General features: G+C 50.3%; 16 protein-coding genes and 1 riboswitch. All 16 genes read right to left on the reverse strand.

The genetic code is table 11. The features are described 5' to 3' along the window. Positions 1–42 precede the first annotated feature (42 nt). A complete protein-coding gene (locus tag PBOR_RS19005) occupies positions 43–852 on the reverse strand; it encodes a (2Fe-2S)-binding protein (RefSeq protein WP_052429555.1) in 810 nt (269 codons plus the stop codon). A 42-nt stretch (positions 853–894) separates the two neighbouring features. Next, positions 895–1701 carry an ABC transporter ATP-binding protein gene (locus PBOR_RS19010; protein ID WP_042214325.1) on the reverse strand — a complete coding sequence of 269 codons (807 nt, stop codon included), beginning with the start codon at positions 1699–1701 and terminating at the stop codon, positions 895–897. Positions 1702–1759: 58 nt separating this feature from the next. Next, positions 1760–2779, reverse strand: a complete 1020-nt coding sequence (locus PBOR_RS19015) for a FecCD family ABC transporter permease (RefSeq protein WP_425415542.1) — start codon at positions 2777–2779, stop codon at positions 1760–1762. A gap of 11 nt (positions 2780–2790) precedes the next feature. Then, a complete protein-coding gene (locus PBOR_RS19020) occupies positions 2791–3849 on the reverse strand; it encodes a FecCD family ABC transporter permease (protein ID WP_042214329.1) in 1059 nt (352 codons plus the stop codon). 219 nt (positions 3850–4068) lie between these two features. After that, the gene (locus tag PBOR_RS19025) at positions 4069–5091 is read right to left on the reverse strand and encodes an ABC transporter substrate-binding protein (RefSeq protein WP_042214333.1); all 1023 of its coding nucleotides are present in this window, start codon (positions 5089–5091) and stop codon (positions 4069–4071) included. 200 nt (positions 5092–5291) lie between these two features. Continuing rightward, positions 5292–7109, reverse strand: coding sequence for an APC family permease (locus PBOR_RS19030; RefSeq protein WP_042214336.1), 1818 nt, complete (start codon positions 7107–7109; stop codon positions 5292–5294). Between the two features lie 127 nt (positions 7110–7236). Then, positions 7237–7396, reverse strand: a riboswitch (cyclic di-AMP (ydaO/yuaA leader). 226 nt (positions 7397–7622) lie between these two features. Beyond that, entirely contained in the window at positions 7623–8057 is a 435-nt protein-coding gene (locus PBOR_RS19035; RefSeq protein WP_042214339.1) for a disulfide oxidoreductase, read from the reverse strand. Beyond that, entirely contained in the window at positions 8054–8809 is a 756-nt protein-coding gene (locus PBOR_RS19040) for a DsbA family protein (protein WP_052429556.1), read from the reverse strand. Before PBOR_RS19040 ends, PBOR_RS19035 begins: the two co-directional genes overlap by 4 nt. Before the next feature lie 93 nt (positions 8810–8902). Beyond that, positions 8903–10822 carry an ATP-binding protein gene (locus PBOR_RS19045; protein ID WP_042214341.1) on the reverse strand — a complete coding sequence of 640 codons (1920 nt, stop codon included), beginning with the start codon at positions 10820–10822 and terminating at the stop codon, positions 8903–8905. A 202-nt stretch (positions 10823–11024) separates the two neighbouring features. Beyond that, positions 11025–12341, reverse strand: a complete 1317-nt coding sequence (locus PBOR_RS19050; protein ID WP_042214343.1) for a hemolysin family protein — start codon at positions 12339–12341, stop codon at positions 11025–11027. Positions 12342–12654: 313 nt separating this feature from the next. Further along, the gene (gerQ, locus tag PBOR_RS19055; protein ID WP_425415543.1) at positions 12655–13059 is read right to left on the reverse strand and encodes a spore coat protein GerQ; all 405 of its coding nucleotides are present in this window, start codon (positions 13057–13059) and stop codon (positions 12655–12657) included. 276 nt (positions 13060–13335) lie between these two features. Beyond that, positions 13336–13758, reverse strand: coding sequence for a cell wall hydrolase (locus tag PBOR_RS19060; RefSeq protein WP_042214345.1), 423 nt, complete (start codon positions 13756–13758; stop codon positions 13336–13338). 287 nt (positions 13759–14045) lie between these two features. Continuing rightward, on the reverse strand, positions 14046–14438 hold the full coding sequence (locus PBOR_RS19065) for a DUF2500 domain-containing protein (RefSeq protein ID WP_042214347.1): 393 nt from the start codon (positions 14436–14438) through the stop codon (positions 14046–14048). A 224-nt stretch (positions 14439–14662) separates the two neighbouring features. After that, positions 14663–14839 (reverse strand): hypothetical protein, encoded by a 177-nt coding sequence (locus PBOR_RS37425; RefSeq protein ID WP_167549553.1) that lies wholly within the window; start codon positions 14837–14839, stop codon positions 14663–14665. Between the two features lie 215 nt (positions 14840–15054). Next, positions 15055–16347 carry a WD40/YVTN/BNR-like repeat-containing protein gene (locus PBOR_RS19070; RefSeq protein WP_052429557.1) on the reverse strand — a complete coding sequence of 431 codons (1293 nt, stop codon included), beginning with the start codon at positions 16345–16347 and terminating at the stop codon, positions 15055–15057. Positions 16348–16375: 28 nt separating this feature from the next. After that, positions 16376–17761, reverse strand: coding sequence for a branched-chain amino acid transporter BcaP (gene bcaP, locus PBOR_RS19075; RefSeq protein ID WP_042214350.1), 1386 nt, complete (start codon positions 17759–17761; stop codon positions 16376–16378). Between the last annotated feature and the right edge of the window lie 129 nt (positions 17762–17890).

Genomic DNA, 17890 nt, shown 5'->3' on the forward strand with positions numbered 1-17890 from the left:
CAGCATACAGCATTATTATGTTTCATTATTCCCGATTATAACCTATTTCCCGGCCGCAGCACGCTCTGAACGGAATTCTTCCCTTCTCTCAGCCCGCTCCCCCTCTTTCATCCGGGGACAGGTATAGCAGAGACGGCCGCCTTCAGTCCGGTAATACATACAGCAGCGGTTGCGCATCTGTACAGTCTGCTCCGGATCCGTGAGTGATTCAATCCTCCGCACCTTCACATGAAACGGATTCCGGGGCATCTGGAATACTTCAGCAGACATTTCGTCTTTCAGATAGCCGTAATCTGCTTCAATCCGATTAAGCATCTTAGGATCTGTAAGTCCGGCTGCAAAGGAATCCACATAATAATTGAATTTGGACGGCATCTGTCCCCAGATCTCGCCGAGCGATAGACCGCTCACCTGTGAAATGCTGCGTACCAGCGGCCCGGCAGTTTCTTGATAGAAACGGGCAAATACATCATTACGCCACACTTCCCTGCCCTGTTCTGCCTCAGGCCCCTGCTCCGTCTTCCACTCGTGAAGGGAGAAGGCAATCCGGCAATATCCGTCTGCAGGTATGAGATGAATACTCAAATTCATGAGGCTGAGATCGGGAACGATTGATAATCCTGTAACTGAATACTGAACCGCAAGTGCAAGATTGGACAGATAGCCGCCGAAATATGCAGCAGCCGCTTTATCGTCCAGTGCTTTCATTAGCGGCCCGTAAGTGTCCACAAATGCCCTCATGCCTTGCTCCTGCACCAGATCAATCGCAGCAAAAGAGTGCAGGGCTCCCTCCGGTTCTTCAGGATGAAGATCAAACTTGTTGCCGAATTCCTTAATCAATAGATCGTTCATTGCGCTGCTCCTCTCCGCTCCACTGGCCTGTACAGCTCACACTTACAGTCCGGCTGCCTTGTACGCGGCCAGTTCGTAAGGAAGGCACAGCGGCACTCCGGTACGCGGATCTGGTACAATATCAGCTTCAATGCCGAACACTTCACGCAGGACTCCCGGAGTCATTACATCAACCGGCGCTCCTTCACTGATTACATTGCCGGATTTGATCGCTACCATATGCTGCGCATAACGGGAGGCATGGTTCAAATCATGTACAACCATGATAATTGTCCGGCCTTCTTCCTCGTTCAGCTTCTGCAGCAGCTGCAGTACCTCCAGCTGATGGGCCATATCCAGGAATGTCGTCGGTTCGTCAAGGAATAGAATATCTGTCTGCTGTGCCAAAGCCATTGCAATCCAGGCCCGCTGACGCTGTCCGCCGGAGAGCCGGTCAATCGGACGGTCGTGGAACTCTGTCATGCCGGTAACTTCGATTGCATTAGCGATGATGCTGCGGTCTTCAGGTGTCATTGTGCCGAAGCCCTTCTGATGCGGGTAGCGGCCGTAACCAACCAGCTCAGATACTGTCAGACCGTCAGGTGCAGTAGGATTCTGCGGCAGAATCGCCAGCTGCTTGGCCACCTCTTTGGTGGACAGGTTATGAATGGATTTGCCGTCGAGCATGACGCTGCCGCTCTTCGGCTTCATGATGCGCGCCATCGTCTTCAGGATAGTAGATTTACCTGAGCCGTTCGCTCCAACCAGTGCCGTAATCTTCCCTGTGGGAAGCGACAGGTTCAGCCCCTTTACAATCATCGCCTCTGCGTATCCGATACTCAGCTGTTCTGTATTCAAACGTTCCGACATGATACTCACTCCTTAGAATTATAATTTTTGATGAGAACTTCGCCTATGAATGCCTATATTAAGCCTTCGATTTAGCCAAAAGATATAAAAAGTACGGGGCTCCAATGATCGCCACAACAATACCCGTAGGGATCTCTGTAGGCTGCAGAATCCAGCGTCCGATGGTATCTGCCGTAAGCAGCAGCAGCGCGCCGATCAAAGCAGCAGCCGGCAGCATGATCTGATGCCGCGGGCCTACAAGCCTGCGCGCCAGATGCGGTGCAATCAGTCCAACAAAGCCGATGCCCCCGCTTACCGAGACACAGGCACCTGCGAGAGCAACAGCGGCGGCCAGCAGCAGACGTTCCCGCTCCAGCGGCAGGCCAAGTCCCTTGGAGGTTTCATCCCCCAGGTTCAGTACGTTAAGCACCCGGGCTTTGTAGAATGCGAACGGCAGCAGGGTCAATATCCAGGGGAGCAGTGCCAGCACGAACCGCCAGTCTCCGCCCCAGATTTTGCCGGCCAGCCAGATGGCTACGAACTGATAATTCTGCGGGTCCAGCCTTAATGACAGGATCAGCTGAAAAGCATAAATGCCGGCACCTACGGCAATCCCGATTAGGATAAGCCGTGTAGGCGAGAGTCCGTCTGCTCTCCGGTAGGAGAGGAAGTAGATCAGTGTGGCCGTAAGAGCTGCACCTGCCAGCGCCAGCAGCGGAAGAACAAAGATTGGTGCTGCCGTGGTTGCCGGGACAAATGAGATGAAGATCAGCACTGCAAAACCCGCTCCGGCGTTTATCCCTAAGGTTGAGGGTTCAGCAAGAGCATTGCGCGACAGGCCTTGCAGAATAGATCCGGATACTGCGAAGCCCGCCCCGATGAGCAGTGAGATCACTATACGCGGCAGCCGGAAATCAAACAGAATCAGCTTCTGCTGTTGGGTTCCTTCTCCGAGTAGAGTATGTAGAACATCTAGTGGTGATAAGCGCATGAAGCCGGTATTCATACTGACTATAAAAATAACAACGATAAGTACGCCAAGCAGCGCTAAAATGCTGGCTTCTCTGGTGCGGCGCGCTTTAGCAGAGGGTACTAACATGGTCCTGTTCATTACAGCTCCCCCTTGCGCTTGCTGGCCAGATAGATGAAGAACGGTACACCGATTACAGCAATCAGGGCCCCAATTGGTGTTTCATAAGGCGCATTAATCATTCTCGCAGCGATATCGGCAAAGATAATGAGAATGCTGCCGAGTACAGCCGAGCAAGGAATAATCCAGCGGTAATCCACCCCAACGAGATAACGTGTAATATGCGGAATCATTAATCCGACAAAAGCAATCGGCCCCACCGTCGAGACCGCCGCTCCGGCAAGAATGACCACAATGATCATCCCTGCGGTCTGTACCAGCCGTGTACGCTGTCCCAGTCCTGCGGCAACATCCCGGCCCAGGCTTAACAGCGTGATAGAACGAGAGAGCACCAAAGACCCGATTAATGCTGCAGCGACCCAAGGAAACATAATCTTAAGCTGGGTCCAGTTCGCTCCGCCAATCCCGCCTGCCATCCAGAATGCGATATCCTGGGAGAGGTGGAACAGAATCGCGACGCCCTGGCTGACCGCCAGCAGCATGGCACTGACTGCTGCACCCGCAAGGGTCAGGCGAAGCGGGGTCAGCCCGCTGTGTGACAGCGAACCGATGCCGAAGACCAGCAGTGATGCTACTGCCGCTCCGATGAAGCAGTAGATCATGATATACATGAATGAGAGCGAAGGCGCAAAGGCGAACGCCAATGCCAGGCCGACGCCGGCTCCGGCGTTAAGTCCCAGCAGTCCGGAATCGGCCAGCGGATTGCGGGTCATTCCCTGCATAATCGAACCGGCAACCGCAAAACATGCACCGACCAGCGCTCCGGCCAGAGCCCGGGGAATCCGCAGCTCCCGGATGACCTGGTGCTGCGCCAGCTCCGGATTGAAGCGGAACACAGCTTCCCATACGGTAACCAGCCGGATATCCGCTGCCCCTAACGATACGGATAACATCAGGCCAAAGACGATCGCGGCACTCCCCAGCAGTAGAATGGTGACTGCAGCTACCGGCCGGGACCTGACGGGCTTGTCCCCTGCAGCAGTTGAAGGATTAAGCGTAGAACGTGTGGATGAAACCATAAGCCGTCTCCTAACAGGATTATTACTTGCTTCTAATTGATTATCATTCTCATTATCGCAAATATATGAATATTGTACAAGCAGATAGCACGTAAACTATGCTGTACTCTCTCAATCTTTAATTAATTTAAAAAAAGGTGCAGATCATCGCATCCGGGGATACAATGACCTGCACATTCTCTGCCGGCATAGGCTGATTACCGGCCCGTTAAGCGCCGCTTACTTCACAAGACTGCTCAGGGCATCATCAATTGTTTTAGAGTTAGCTATAGGACCGCTGTACAGCCAGCTGGTTGCTCTGCCAAACTCATGAACATTCCCCGCCTTAACAGCCGGAATCCCCTTCCAGATCGCGCCATCCGTAATTTCAGCAGCATCCGCCCCGTCACTGTTCACAAGGATGATATGATCTGCAGTCAGCTCAGATAATTTCTCAAGTGAAATCGGGTTCCACGTTGCTCTGGACTCTGCAGGAATTTCGGTGACCAGATTCGGGAGCTTCAGTCCAAGATCTCCATACAATACCGCTCCGCTGCTGCGGGTTTCGTCTACAATGAAGAAACTCTTGGAGACCAGCCAGAGAATGGCAACCGACTCATCGCCGATCGCAGCAGAGATTTTGGCTTTAGCATCCGCCGCTTTTTGATCATACGCTGTAATTGCTGCTTCTGCTTCAGGCGTTTTGTTCAATAGCTCGCCGATCTTGAGCAGCGATTTGCGCCAGTCCTTGCTGACTTCGTCGCCGAGTACATACGTAGGTGCAATTTTGTTCAACTGGTCATACAGGCCGTTCTGAACAGTACCTTCCGATTGTACGATGTGGAAGTCCGGTGCGAAGCTGGTTACGGCTTCCAGTGGAAGGTCATAGCTGATGGTTGGAACATCTTTAAGCTCAGCTGTGAGGTATTCCATAGTACCGTTTGTAACGGACCATTGGGCAACCGGAGTCACGCCGAGTGCGACCAGATAATCTTCCAAATAAGAAGCAAGTACACGCTGCGGGTTCGCAGGGATAGTGACTTTATGTCCCATTGCATCAGTTACTGTTTGCTCTACCGCTGGAGCTGTTGTTTCTGCAGGTGCAGTTGTTGCTTCGGCAGTTGCTGCAGGTGCCGTAGTTGCAGCTGTTCCGTTATTGGCCGCATTGTTATTTCCACATGCGGATAATAGCAGTGTTGTTGTCATGAGTCCGGCCATAGCCAGCTTCATGCTTGTTGATCTATGCAGGTTTAACGAAAACATTAAAAAACCCCTCCTGTATGTACATTCATTTATTGGTCAAAGGTGATTGTGGCCTTCGCCTCACATAAACTGATGATATTGATTCTCATTCTCTCTGTCAACTAAATTATAAGTAGTCCTGTATAAACATGCTGCGCAACACAAAAAACGGCTGTGTCCGCAACCTGCAGAAACAGCCGTTTTACATATAAAGGGTATGTCTATTTGTGCAAATGATATGGCACTGTTGCGATAACGATATCCTTCTGATTCATCAGATAAGAGCGGATGAACAAGCTGGTCTGATTATGCAGAATCGCCTGCCACCAGTGCTTCGTAACAAATTGCGGAATGAGTACCGTAATGTGGTCTGTTGAAGCGGTTTTCCACTCCACCGTATCGATGAATTTCACCAGCGGGCGGATGATGCTGCGGTAACGCGAGCGGAGTACAATCAGGCGCACCCCGGGATTCCACTCTTCCCACTTCTGTTCCATTTTGTGAATCTCTTCTTCATCAAATCCGACATATACAGCCACTACATTCTCAGTCAATGACTTCGCATAGCTGATGGAATGCAGTACCGCGCGGGTAACACCGGCAACGGGAACCACCACTGTACTTCCTTTAATACAAGGTTTATCCGTTGCCGGACAAATGCGCAGCTGATCTGCAATGTTCATATAATGGCGGTGAATCCGGTGGAATACGATGATTACAAGCGGCAGGAAGATGAAGGCCATCCACACGCTCGAGAATTTAGTAATAATGAAGATCAGGGTAATCGTCAAGGTTGTGAGCATGCCGACCGTATTCACGGCGAATTTGCTCTGCCAGCCCTTAGGCTTGGTTCTGTACCACTGTACCATCATGCCAAGCTGTGAAAGTGTAAATGGAATGAATACCCCAACTGCATATAATGGAATCAAGCCTTCGGTATTTCCGTGAAAAGCAGCTACTAGCACAGCCGACATTACACCGAGGAAAATAATGCCGTTCGAGAATCCCAGCCGGTCGCCGCGCACCATGAAGGCATGCGGTAAATATTTGTCTTTGGCGAACATGAACGCCAGCAGCGGGAAGGCCGAGTAGGCCGTATTTGCCGCCAGGAACAAGATTACCGCCGTGATCCCTTGAATGAAGAAGTACAAACCGCCGCGGCCAAAAGTAGACTCGGTAATCTGTGACACAACCGTTGCTTTCTCATCCGGCATGATGCCGTACCAATAAGCCAGGAGCGTAATCCCTGTGAACATAATACCGAGAATCAGGCCCATCAGCATCAGCGTTTTGGCCGCATTTTTCTCAGCAGGTGCTTTAAAGTTAGGGATCGCATTGGAGACTGCTTCTACCCCGGTCAGGGCCGAACAGCCGGAGCTGAATGCCTTAAGCAGGAGGAACATACTGACATTCGATACCGCTGATCCGATCTCCGGAACCTGGGCATGAGCTCCGCCGGTTGCATATTTGAAGACTCCGGCAATAATCAGCACAAAGATGGAGACTACGAACAGATATACCGGAATGGCTATGAAGGAAGCTGATTCGGTAACACCCCGCAGATTGACAATCGTTAAGAGCAGAATAACAGAAACCGCTATAAGTACACTATGATTATGAAGACCCGGGAACGCTGATGTGATCGCATCTGTCCCCGCCGAGGCGCTTACCGCAACGGTTAGAATGTAATCGACCAGCAGAGAACCGCCGGCCAAGAGACCGGTATGCACACCGAGATTGGTTTTGGCGACGATATACGCGCCACCGCCCTGCGGATAAGCAAAAATGGTCTGCCGATAGGACAGGATTAAAATGGCCAGCAGGCCCAATACGGCTAGTGCAATTGGCAATGAGTACCAGATAGCTGTAAAACCTGCGGCTACGAGTACGATTAAGATTTGTTCTGTTCCGTAGGCTACAGACGAGAGCGCATCAGAAGACAGGACAGCCAGTGCTTTCACCTTGGATAACTTTTCATGATCGAGTTCGTTCGACTTCATCGGACGCCCGATCAATAGTCGTTTTACCTTGCTTACCATTGTAGTAACAGTTCCTCTCTTTGTTAAGTTGAATCGGCAGTACCGCGCGCTGTTTTCATAAGTGGATTTCATAAATGCAGGCACAAAAATAAGCATACGGAAATGATCCGCATGCCTAAGTGCATGGTCATTATCCCACTATTGCTTACGAGGTTAGCTGGCGGATTCGGGCTGTGGTAGCCCTACGGATTTCGAGTCTGCTGACCCGCTTCCGATTCACCCCGTTGGCACTCGGCCAAGTTTGGTTCCCCCGTTTTTCCTTCCGGAAAATTCAGCGCATATTCAACTTCTCACAAGGACTAATATTAATCTACAATGCCTCTTCCGTAAAGCGTTGAAACAAATGAAAAAAGAATGAAAAACAACCAAAACAACCAAATCCATGATCCGGTATGTCTTGATCTTTCATTCTCTTTCATTATCCCTTTATCGCGTGATTTTACAGCGTTTCTGCTGATTAATTTACACTTAATTTAAGGGAAATATATACTCTTCATTCTGCCTGACGGCTTCTTACTCTCCTGCTTCCTCTTTGCGTCCAGTCCATAGCAGAATTGTGATCAAAGCGAACGCAATGAGTGCAAGCAGCGGGATGGTGATGAATCCGAAAAAATTCAGATAATCCGTGTTGCACGGCACACCAATCGTACATGGAAGCACCTTGCTGAGTGCCGGAATTTTTTGTTCCGCATAGTGGTAAATGGAAATGCTCCCGCCGATAATACTGAGGGGAAGTACATAAGGGATAATGCGTTTATCTCCCCGGTAAGTGGCAATTCCGAGCAAAAACAGCTGCGGGTACATGAATATCCGCTGAAACCAGCATAACTTGCAGGGCTCATATTTCAGTACTTCACTGAGATACAAACTTCCAGCTACAGCAACAACAGAGACGAACCAGGCCAAGTAGAGACAGTTGCGACGGCAGAATGCAGAGAATTTATTCATTGTGCAGCCACAGCTTCCGCAGCTACTTGGATTTGAGCATCAATTTCCTCCATATTAAAAGGTTCATTCACCTTGACTCCATTTACAAACAAACTCGGTGTATTGGTTACTCCAGTGTCTGTGCCAAGCTGGATATCTCTCTCCAGTTCGCTTTCGTAGGTCTTGTCTTCAATATCTTTACGCAGCAGGTCGAAATCAATAGGCAGTTCTAATTGCTGTGCAAGACTTACCAGGAAGTCCGGTGTTGCCCATTCTTCCTTCTCTGCGCCTTGGTTAGCGTAAATGGCATCGAAGAATTTCCAGAAGGCCTCTTGGTTCTGATGGTACACGGAGAGTGCCGCAAGTGAGGCTGTTCTCGAATCCGTACCGATAAAGGCCAGGTTCACGAAATAAAAGGCTGCTTTATCCTGATTTACATACTCCTGAACGATTTGCGGTTTGATTACCCCGGTAAACTGGGCACAAGCCGGACATTTGTAATCGCCGAATTCGACGATTTTGACTGGAGCATCTTCTTTACCCAGCCGCGCCATTTCACTGTAATTGAAATCCACCGGATCCGCAGTGGATCCTGCAGTTGAGCTGTCCTTCGAGGCTAGCATGAATAACCCTACAAAAATAATAACGACTAAGGCCACTGTACTCACGATCAGAATTCTCGTTTTCTGCTTCTGCTGCTCCTGCTCTGCCCGGCGTTTCTCCTGCTTGCTCATCTGGGGAAGCGCGACATTGTTCTTTTTCGATTTGCTCAAAGAGAGTTCCTTTCCGTCCGTAGGACTGTCGTGATAAAAGATAAGTTACTTTAAAATTATATAATTAAAGTTCTCTCCTTGGCAAACCCTACATTATACAGCTTTTGTTGCCGCAGCCTCTTCACTGTCTTCATTTTCTTTGTTGTAAACCAGCTCCGGCGATGGGTCCAGCGACTGTAGTATAATTCTGAAAAAGAACTGGGTACCGCCGCCCGGCGCTGGCTCCGCCCATATTTCTCCTTGCATGAGCTCCACCAGCTTCTTACAAATGGCCAGCCCCAGACCGGTACCCGGATATTTGCGCGTGTGTGAAGCATCCACCTGAGAGAAGGATTGAAACAGCAGCTGCAGCTTATCCGGCGGAATGCCTATACCCGTATCATGCACCATAAACTGAAGTGTTTGTGAAGCTCCCTTCATCCCACAGGACTCAACAGTTACTGTAACCGCTCCCGAATGAGTGAACTTCACCGCATTGCCGATTAAATTAACCAGGATCTGGCGGATGCGTGCAGTATCTCCCATGAACTTGCCGGGAAGCCCCTCTTCTACCGACAGTACAAGCGACAATTGCTTGTCTCTGGTGATTACTTCGAACAGATCCATACATTCCTGCAGCAGCACGGTCAGCTGAAAAGGCTCTTTGTTCAGCACGAGACCATCTGCTTCAAGGCGGGAGATATCCAGAACGTCACTCATTACATGGAGCAGCGCGTGGCTGCTGCTGCTCTGCAGCTTGAGCAGCTCCAGATGCTCAGGTTTGCTGAGCTCTTCGGCCAGCAGCTGATTGATGCCGATAATTCCGTTCAGCGGTGTGCGGATTTCATGGCTCATCGTTGCCAGGAACTCGCTTTTCATCCTGGCTGCACTTTCTGCCGCATCCTTGGCCTGGATCAGTTCATGCTGGTACTGCATCAGGGCTGTGACATCCTCGGCAACGAGATAGATCAGCTGCTCCTTATTATGAAGCAATGGAAATACCGTTACGCTGCAGATCATCTGCTGGCCGTCCTTGGTGATGACCTTCAGTTCCAGCTTGGAGGACTTCCCTAATGAAGCTTGGCGCACAGCTTCTTTAACTGCGGATTCATCTCTGTCGCTATACAGAACGTTCTTGAAGTTCCCCAGTTCTTCTATTCCGTATCCGGTGGTGTTCCACAGGGAAGGATTGGCACTGATGATCTTCTTAAGTGCGGGATCAATACACAACACCATATCCGGGCTATGCTCAAACAAGGCCATATACCGCTGCTCATTAAATGCTGCCGCCCTAAGCACACGCTGCCTGTCCCTGTACAACAGGCCAAGCACAATCGTCACAATGAACAGGAATGAGCCGCCCAGAATGATGCCCAGCAGTGAATCATCCAAGAGCGGGGCGCGTCCTGTATACAAGAATGAATCCACTACTGTAAAGGAGGCACCGGCCATTGCAGAATAATGTATACCAGTGAATGCGCCGGTCAGGGTCAGCACGAGCAGCAGTTTTTTGACGCTGAGCATATTGTACGCATTCTCCAGCCATTTCGGATCATAGGATGCGGTAATTACAGGGACAATCAGGGCGAATAGTATGGACAAGATAATGGACGATACCCCTTGTTCATACGTTGCCGCAAGCTTCATCGCCAGAATTCCGCTATAATGCATAATCAGGATGCCGCTGCTGAACAGCAGGCCGCCAAGGCCCAGATATACACGGCTGCGGGTATGGGGATTCCCGAGCATTACGAACAGCATGTAAGAAGCCGCCACAGGAATGATCAGCGAGCACACAAGCAGCAGCAGATCATACGATACCGGAACGCCTATATCCATCGCACGCATCCCAATGAAATGCATACTCCACATCCCCGTGCCCAGCACTACAGAAATCAGCAGAATATAGAGATTTCCCTTGCGGCCGCGGAGGAGCCGTTCCGCCAGATCCAGAGCTGTGAAGCAAGATAGAAAAGCTATAGCAACAGATAAGAGGACAAGCAGATCATTGTAATGGTAATGATGATCCTCCATAGGCCTCTCTCCTTTCATGACTTCAAGATATTACATTCCACCTATTTACACTTTCTTACCCGGCGCGAATCCAGTCGAATCGTGGATTTCGTCTTATGGGCCCGGCAGTTTTTGCCTTGGGAGATCAAGGTGAATATATGACCCCTGAAATGCAAAAAAAAGCACAGCGCAATAATAGCGCCATGCTCTTGTCTTATCTCAATTAAGCTCCGGCTTCCTCGGTCAAAAACTGCACCTTCAGCAGTTTAATCCGGGAAATCCGCTTATTATCCGTCTCTTCTACCACAAACAGATGATTATCGAACTCTACTGTCTGGCCCTTCTGGGGAGGATTGACCTCCAGCTTGGAGTACAGCCAGCCGCCTATCGTATCGTAATCATCCGTCTCCATGTGGATTCCGAGGGTATCATTGATCTCCTCGATCAGCATCAGGCCGTCTATAGAGAACTCATCCTCCCCCAGCTTCTCGATGCCGGGACGTTCCTCGTCGAACTCATCCTGAATCTCTCCGACGATCTCCTCCATAATATCCTCCAGAGTAACCATACCCGAGGTACCGCCATACTCATCAATCAGGATAGCGATTTGGGTCTTGGCACGCTGCATGACCTTGAGGAGACTGCTAATCTGAATCGATTCCGGTACAGTTAGTATAGGGCGGATCAATTCGTTATACTTGGGTGCATTATCCCGGATCATATCCTTGATATGAATGAAGCCGAGAATATGGTCCTTGTCTCCGTCGCAGACCGGATAACGTGTTCTCATCCCGTCAAAGGCGATTTCCAGGTTCTCATCCGTCTCCAAATGTGTATTGAGACAGATCATCTCCGTGCGCGGAATCATAATCTCCCTGGCCATGGTATCGGCAAATTCGAAGATATTATCCACCAGGGTCATTTCTGTGTTGTCGATCAATCCGCTTTTGTTGCTCTCCTGCATCAGAATGCGTATTTCTTCCTCTGTATGTGCTGTAGCCAGCTCCGATGCCGGCGCCAGACGGAAGATACGCAGCAGGCCGCGTGCCAGGCCGTTGACCACCCAGATGAAGGGATACATGATCCGGTAGAATACATTCATCGGACCTGCAGCAAGCAGAAGCACCGCCTCCGCTTTATTCACCGCAATGGTCTTCGGGGCAAGCTCGCCCAGTACAATATGCAGAACTGTGATAAACATAAAGGCAATGATAAGCGAAACCACAAAAACAGTTGTTTCCCCGAAGCCGAGGTTCGTAATAAGCGGTCCTACAATCGTAGCAATCGCCGGTTCTCCGAGCCAGCCCAGCGCAAGCGAGGCAAGTGTAATGCCGAGCTGACAAGCGGACAGATAACCATCCAGATTATGAACGATGTTTCTTGCTGCAGGAGCTCTCTTGCTGCCTTCCTCAATCAGTGAATCGATGCGCCCGCTGCGCACCTTCACCATTGCATACTCAACCGAAACAAAAAAACCGTTAAGCAGCACAATCAAAATAATAAGACCTACATTTAATATACCGGGTAAAGGGTCGCTCAATTTATACTCCTATCCGCCGTTTCCTGTGCGGGCGGATAGGCCCACCTCCTTCGTTTGTTCAAAATGTCAGACTGGATCATGCCAACTGTCCCTTTCAGTATCAATTTCCCAATGCCCTCAGCTCCTGTACATAAATCACGGATTGTAAATAATACTTTTATTATATAAATATATTAGGTGAAACAGCAAGCATGCGTGTCCCCTCGAAAAATACAGCATATGCACGTACGATAGCATAAGAAACGGCTGACCGCCTTATAACAAAGGTGGACAGCCGTTTTTGCGTTATTCTATGGATAAATGGCCGGAAAGCTTATCGGCAGTTGCGCACCACAGCAGGATTTCCGATAACTCCCGGATATTGATAGACCAGCGGCTCTTCAAAGGTGGCATAATCGAAATTCACCATCAGCAGGACAACCCGCTGTCCGGTCGCCCGGTCACTGATAATCAGATGGTCGCGGCCTGCAGCTTCAAGCACACCGGTGTAGACCTTGGCGTTCCAGTCTTTGTTATTCTCATAGGTGAAGTAGAAGGTGCCGACCTTGCCAAGGTTAAGGCGGAAGATGTTCTCCACATAAGATTGTTCGAACACCGGTGCAGTTGTAGAGACCACTGCTCCGCTTGGTGTCATGGGGCTGCCGCTGGAGACTTGAGGCGGCATACCGCTCATGGTGCCCATAGTACCCATATTTCCAATGCTGCCCTTGTTGCTCATGGCACCCATAGTACTCATCGGGCCCATGCCGTTCATATTGTTCATATTGTTCATATTGTTCATATTGTTCATGTTATTCATGCCACCTGCGGGGTTGCTGCCCATCATATAAGTAACGGGACGGTAGGGTTGAACGATCATTTACGAATAACCTCCTAAAATTTGTGTTAGCGACACCTAAGTAATGTGACCATTAGCTTCCTTGAGATGCAGCCCGGGAGAACAAGTTGCTGCCTGCAGCTTCTGTAAACCCTATCTTCTCCGGGCTGCCCTTGCCTAGAATAGTGACGGGCAATCCACCTGGGTCGGAGTGAAGAAGCAGTGTGCCTTATAGCGGCCGGTGTTCTGCTGATTGTACCAGTTGGCCGGGCAGTCCCCGACAGGCCGGAAGAACCACAGCGCATTCGATGCAGGCCAGGTTCTTTCACCATTGATGGCGCGTTTAGCCAGACGGATGTCGGCCTCCCGTGCACGCTGATAGAAGTACCCTTTCTGCGGAGCTTCAAAGCCGCCCGGGCTCTGGTACACCATATCATTCACACTGCGGATGTTGTTGAAGTCCAGACAGTTGCCAAGAATCCGGTTGACCCCGACATTGCCGACCATCAGCATACCTGACTCCCCATCCTCCTCGGCCTCGGCCCGCATCAGCCGCGCAAGCACCCTTACATCCTCCGAGTTCGTTTTGATGACGGCCACGCGTTCTCCTCCTTGTAATCACTTCATTAACAGTTATGGAACAAAGCTGTAACGCCAAGCATCCGTTGTTCTTTACTGCTCGCTGTATTGTATGTGCATTCGCCTAAGAGGTGACTGTCCCAGCCCAATTTCCTGCGAGTCTGCAGCAATACTTTTGGATACCGTGATTACCTGCTCTGAGCCGTGGACACAATACAAACACCCCCATGCTCCGCTGCCGGTAACGAGGGGGTGCTACTGAACGCTTTTCAAATAATCATCACACTATAAAAGAACAAACCTGTAAGCTACTCTGCCGTGGAGTAATGCGGGCGCCGCTGAAAGCCGTGATACCTCGTACCCTGATACGTAAGCATCCCCTTGTCACCTTCTGCACTCATGCCATATTCATGGCCATCCACCTTGAACTCTCTCCGGACGCCATCCTCCGCTTCATACGTTAGGTAGTAGGTTGTGCTGGTACGGCTGCTCTCATCCTGGGCCTGCTGCTGGCGCACTTCGCTGCGTTTACTGACGATGCGGGCGGGTATGGACTGCAGGGGGGCGTTATTGTTCCGGCTCCACTGAAGCAGTCCTCTGCCTGCAGACACAGCGATAATCCCCACGACTACAGCGAGGAATATCGGCAATACCGTTCCTGTAAAATCAAACATCCAGGATGGATCCGGTCCCGTTCCCATTGTCTCTTCCCCCTTGTTCCCATGTAGTAAGTTTCCTGCCTATTCAGGTCTGCTCTACATGTATATGCCTCTTCCCTTCAAGACAGCATAACAAAAGTGTAACAACAGCCGCTGCTTAGACAGAATCTTCACAGGAATGATGACTGCACGCCAAAAAGACCACCCAAATCCCCCTATATCCGGGAACTTAAATGGTCTTTATTATTTCAAAAGAGGCAATCACATTAAGCATGTACGAGGTCTAACAATTGTCTGGTTTCGCTTGTTTCTTCCGGCAGCATACCGCTGTCCGCCCAGCATGCTCTGCATTGTTCTTCCGTTTCACACAGGTGAGCATCGTCACAGTTGTAGCACAATTGCAGCAGGTTTCTTGTCATATAATCCGTTTCAAATGTTTTCATAATAATCTCTCCTATTCGGGATGAAAGTTTGTGAAAAAATGAACTTGTTCTCTATGTGTTAAATATATCACAGGAATGAAAGTTTGTCATGTGATTTTTTTCACATTTTTAAAGAAAATTTTAAATAAGTTTTTTCCTTATATTAAGAGGGCTTTTACGCGCGGATATCAAAAGAAAAGGCTGCCCGCTATTGCGGACAACCTCTTAATTAACAATTACATAACCCGCCAGCTCACGCCGCCGTTCGTAGTCTGCAGCAGGATAGATCTGCGGTCTTCTTCCTTCTGTATCAGCAGCCAGCCTACATCACTAGAGATGAATTGGAGCTTCACTACCTCCGGATATTCAAGCAGCTTAGACTGCAGCACACTGCTGGCCGGAAGTGCCGTCCAGGTCTCCCCCTGATTCATCGTCTTGTACAAAAGGTTCCCCTCTAACGACCAGCCTACCTGCGAGCTGAGAAATTCAGGAGCCACATGCCGGTTAATTCCGGTCAGCGCCGGCCGGCTGAAGCTGATAAACTTCCAGTTCTCTCCCCCGTTTGCGGTGAAATAGCCGTTGTAGGCCATGCTGCCTTCTTTCTCTTTTTGACACCCTACAGACAGCCATCCGCTAGTATGGTCGGAACCGAAGAATTCAGGTTCACCGGCAATGACCCGGTCACAGCCTCCGAAGCTCTCGTTGACAAGAAACTCAGCTCCTGCAGCCCAGGTCGAACCGCCGTCTTTGGTCACATAGATCTTGGGCAGCGCCCCGGTCTGCAGCGTTACGAATCCGCGGCTCTCATCCTTAAAAATCATTCCGGTCGTTACGCCCGGCAGCGGAATTGTATTATTAGGCAGGTTTGGATTATACTGCTCATTCTGCATCAACAGAGACCAGGTTGCCCCTCCGTCCTCCGTAGCATACAGGGCTTTGCTCTCTTTGGTGGAACTGGCATCCCACGAGGTCATCAGCCAGCCATGGGTAGGTGAACTGAAGTAGAAGGAAGACAAGGTGTTGGAGTCGTGAAAGGCAGATATTTTCCAGCTTTGTCCGCCATCTGTTGTGCGCAGTACAACCGTCTCCGTCGTGCCGAAGGAGCTTCGCATAATCCAGCCGTTACTCGGATCCGTAAAGAAAATCTCTTTGCCATACACCGGATTGCTCAGAAACTGCACAGTCTTAGCCGGCGAAATATTGGTCCAGGTCTTGCCGTTATCCAGGGTCATATACATGCGCAGCTCGTTTTTGGTGACCCCCCACGCTATTCCCGCTGAAGGGTTAAGCAGCCTGAAATCCGTCAGACGGGTCTGAATCTGATATTTCGGGGCATTCTCATTGTCGACGTTCTTCGCATCCGGTGTGATAACCGTAATCATCTGCCCCTCTTCCGGCGCTTCCGTCGGCTGCGGGGGCTGGGAAGGCTCGGGAGCAGGAGCAGAAGAACAAGCCGAGAGAATAAGTAAGGTCATGAGAAGCAGGAGCACCATTCTCAGAACCTTGAAACCTGAAGCTGTGGATGACAATGTTCTCTCTCCTCTTCCCGTTAATCCATTATTTCTTCGTATTCAAATTACTGCGTTTGTATCCGTACAGTCCGTAGATTAGCAGTCCTACCGCGAGCCAGATCAGGAAGCCTATCCAAGTTTCTCTTCCCAGATTATACATTAAATAACCGCAGGCTGCCGCACTAAGGAGTGGAATAAAGGGAACCCAGGGAACCTTAAAGCCCCTTCTGAGATCTGTTTTGGTGCGGCGGAGCACAATAACACCCAGCGAAACCACCAGGAAGGCAAATAAGGTCCCGATACTGGTCAGATTCGCCAGCCGGTCGAGCGGCACGAAGCCGGTAAGAACAGCGATCAGTCCGCCGACCATCCATGTGCTGCGCACCGGCGTGTGTGTTTTGGGGCTTACCTTGGACAGGCTCTGCGGCAGCAATCCGTCACGGGAAATGGCAAACAGCAGACGGGTCTGTCCGAACAGCATAACGAGCAGAACCGTAGTCATCCCGGCAATCGCACCTACAGAGATTAAGCCGGCGATCATATTCTGATCAACGAACCGCAGGGCGAACGATACCGGATCACTAACATTCAGGTTCTGATAAGGAACAATGCCTGTCAGTACCAGGGATACAGCGATATAGAGAACGGTACAAATTGCGAGCGACGAGATAATTCCGATCGGCAGATCGCGCTGCGGCCGCTTCACTTCCTCAGCAGCAGTCGAAATCGCATCAAATCCGATATAGGCAAAAAATACGGTGGCCGCACCATTCACCACACCATGGAAACCAAACGGCAGGAACGGGGTCCAGTTCTCCGGCTTCACATAGAACACACCGGTGACGAGGAACAGCAGCACCACCGATATTTTGATCGCAACCATTACTGCATTGAAACGGGCGGTCTCCTTAACCCCGCGTGTCAGCAGATAGGAGATAAGCAGAATAATGACGACTGCAGGCAAATTAATAATGGTTCCTTTATCTGCATTATACGCCCCTGACAAAGCGGTGGGCAAATGAATGCCGAAGCCTTCCAGCAGCCCCTGGAAATAACCGGACCACCCGCTGCTTACCGCCGCCGCGGCTACGCCGTATTCAAGCACCAGATCCCAGCCGAGAACCCAGGCAAGCAGCTCGCCGAAAGCGACATAGCTGTATGCATAAGCACTGCCGGATACGGGCAGTGTGGAAGCAAATTCGGAGTAACACAGCGCGGACAGTACACAGGCAAAGCCCGCGAGGATGAAGGAAATCACAAGTCCCGGTCCGGCATGCTCCGCCGCAGCCACTCCCGTCATTACAAATATTCCGGTGCCGATAATGGCCCCTACACCGAGCATGGTCAGATCCATTGCACCCAGTGTCTTGCTAAGTTTCTCCGCTCCGGTATTCTGGGGAATAGCCAGCGGTTTTTTGCGGAATAAATCCATTCTAAAGTTCGCTCCTGTCAAGTGATTGAGTGGATAATAAGAAATACTTTGTTAGCATACCCATTTTGGGGTAATGGATTAAAAGCGGGCAGCTTGAAAACACTATCCCTAGAGATTATGATGGATAAG

The sequence above is a fragment of the Paenibacillus borealis genome (assembly GCF_000758665.1).
GTDB lineage: Bacteria > Bacillota > Bacilli > Paenibacillales > Paenibacillaceae > Paenibacillus_AQ > Paenibacillus_AQ borealis.

Coding starts and splice junctions, on each gene's coding strand:
- PBOR_RS19005 (WP_052429555.1), bottom strand. CDS start 852: ATGAACGATCTATTGATTAAGGAATTCGGCAACAAGTTTGATCTTCAT.
- PBOR_RS19010 (WP_042214325.1), bottom strand. CDS start 1,701: ATGTCGGAACGTTTGAATACAGAACAGCTGAGTATCGGATACGCAGAG.
- PBOR_RS19015 (WP_425415542.1), bottom strand. CDS start 2,779: ATGTTAGTACCCTCTGCTAAAGCGCGCCGCACCAGAGAAGCCAGCATT.
- PBOR_RS19020 (WP_042214329.1), bottom strand. CDS start 3,849: ATGGTTTCATCCACACGTTCTACGCTTAATCCTTCAACTGCTGCAGGG.
- PBOR_RS19025 (WP_042214333.1), bottom strand. CDS start 5,091: ATGTTTTCGTTAAACCTGCATAGATCAACAAGCATGAAGCTGGCTATG.
- PBOR_RS19030 (WP_042214336.1), bottom strand. CDS start 7,109: ATGGTAAGCAAGGTAAAACGACTATTGATCGGGCGTCCGATGAAGTCG.
- PBOR_RS19035 (WP_042214339.1), bottom strand. CDS start 8,057: ATGAATAAATTCTCTGCATTCTGCCGTCGCAACTGTCTCTACTTGGCC.
- PBOR_RS19045 (WP_042214341.1), bottom strand. CDS start 10,822: ATGGAGGATCATCATTACCATTACAATGATCTGCTTGTCCTCTTATCT.
- gerQ (WP_425415543.1), bottom strand. CDS start 13,059: ATGAGCAACAAGGGCAGCATTGGAAATATGGGTACTATGGGCACCATG.
- PBOR_RS19065 (WP_042214347.1), bottom strand. CDS start 14,438: ATGGGAACGGGACCGGATCCATCCTGGATGTTTGATTTTACAGGAACG.
- PBOR_RS37425 (WP_167549553.1), bottom strand. CDS start 14,839: ATGAAAACATTTGAAACGGATTATATGACAAGAAACCTGCTGCAATTG.
- bcaP (WP_042214350.1), bottom strand. CDS start 17,761: ATGGATTTATTCCGCAAAAAACCGCTGGCTATTCCCCAGAATACCGGA.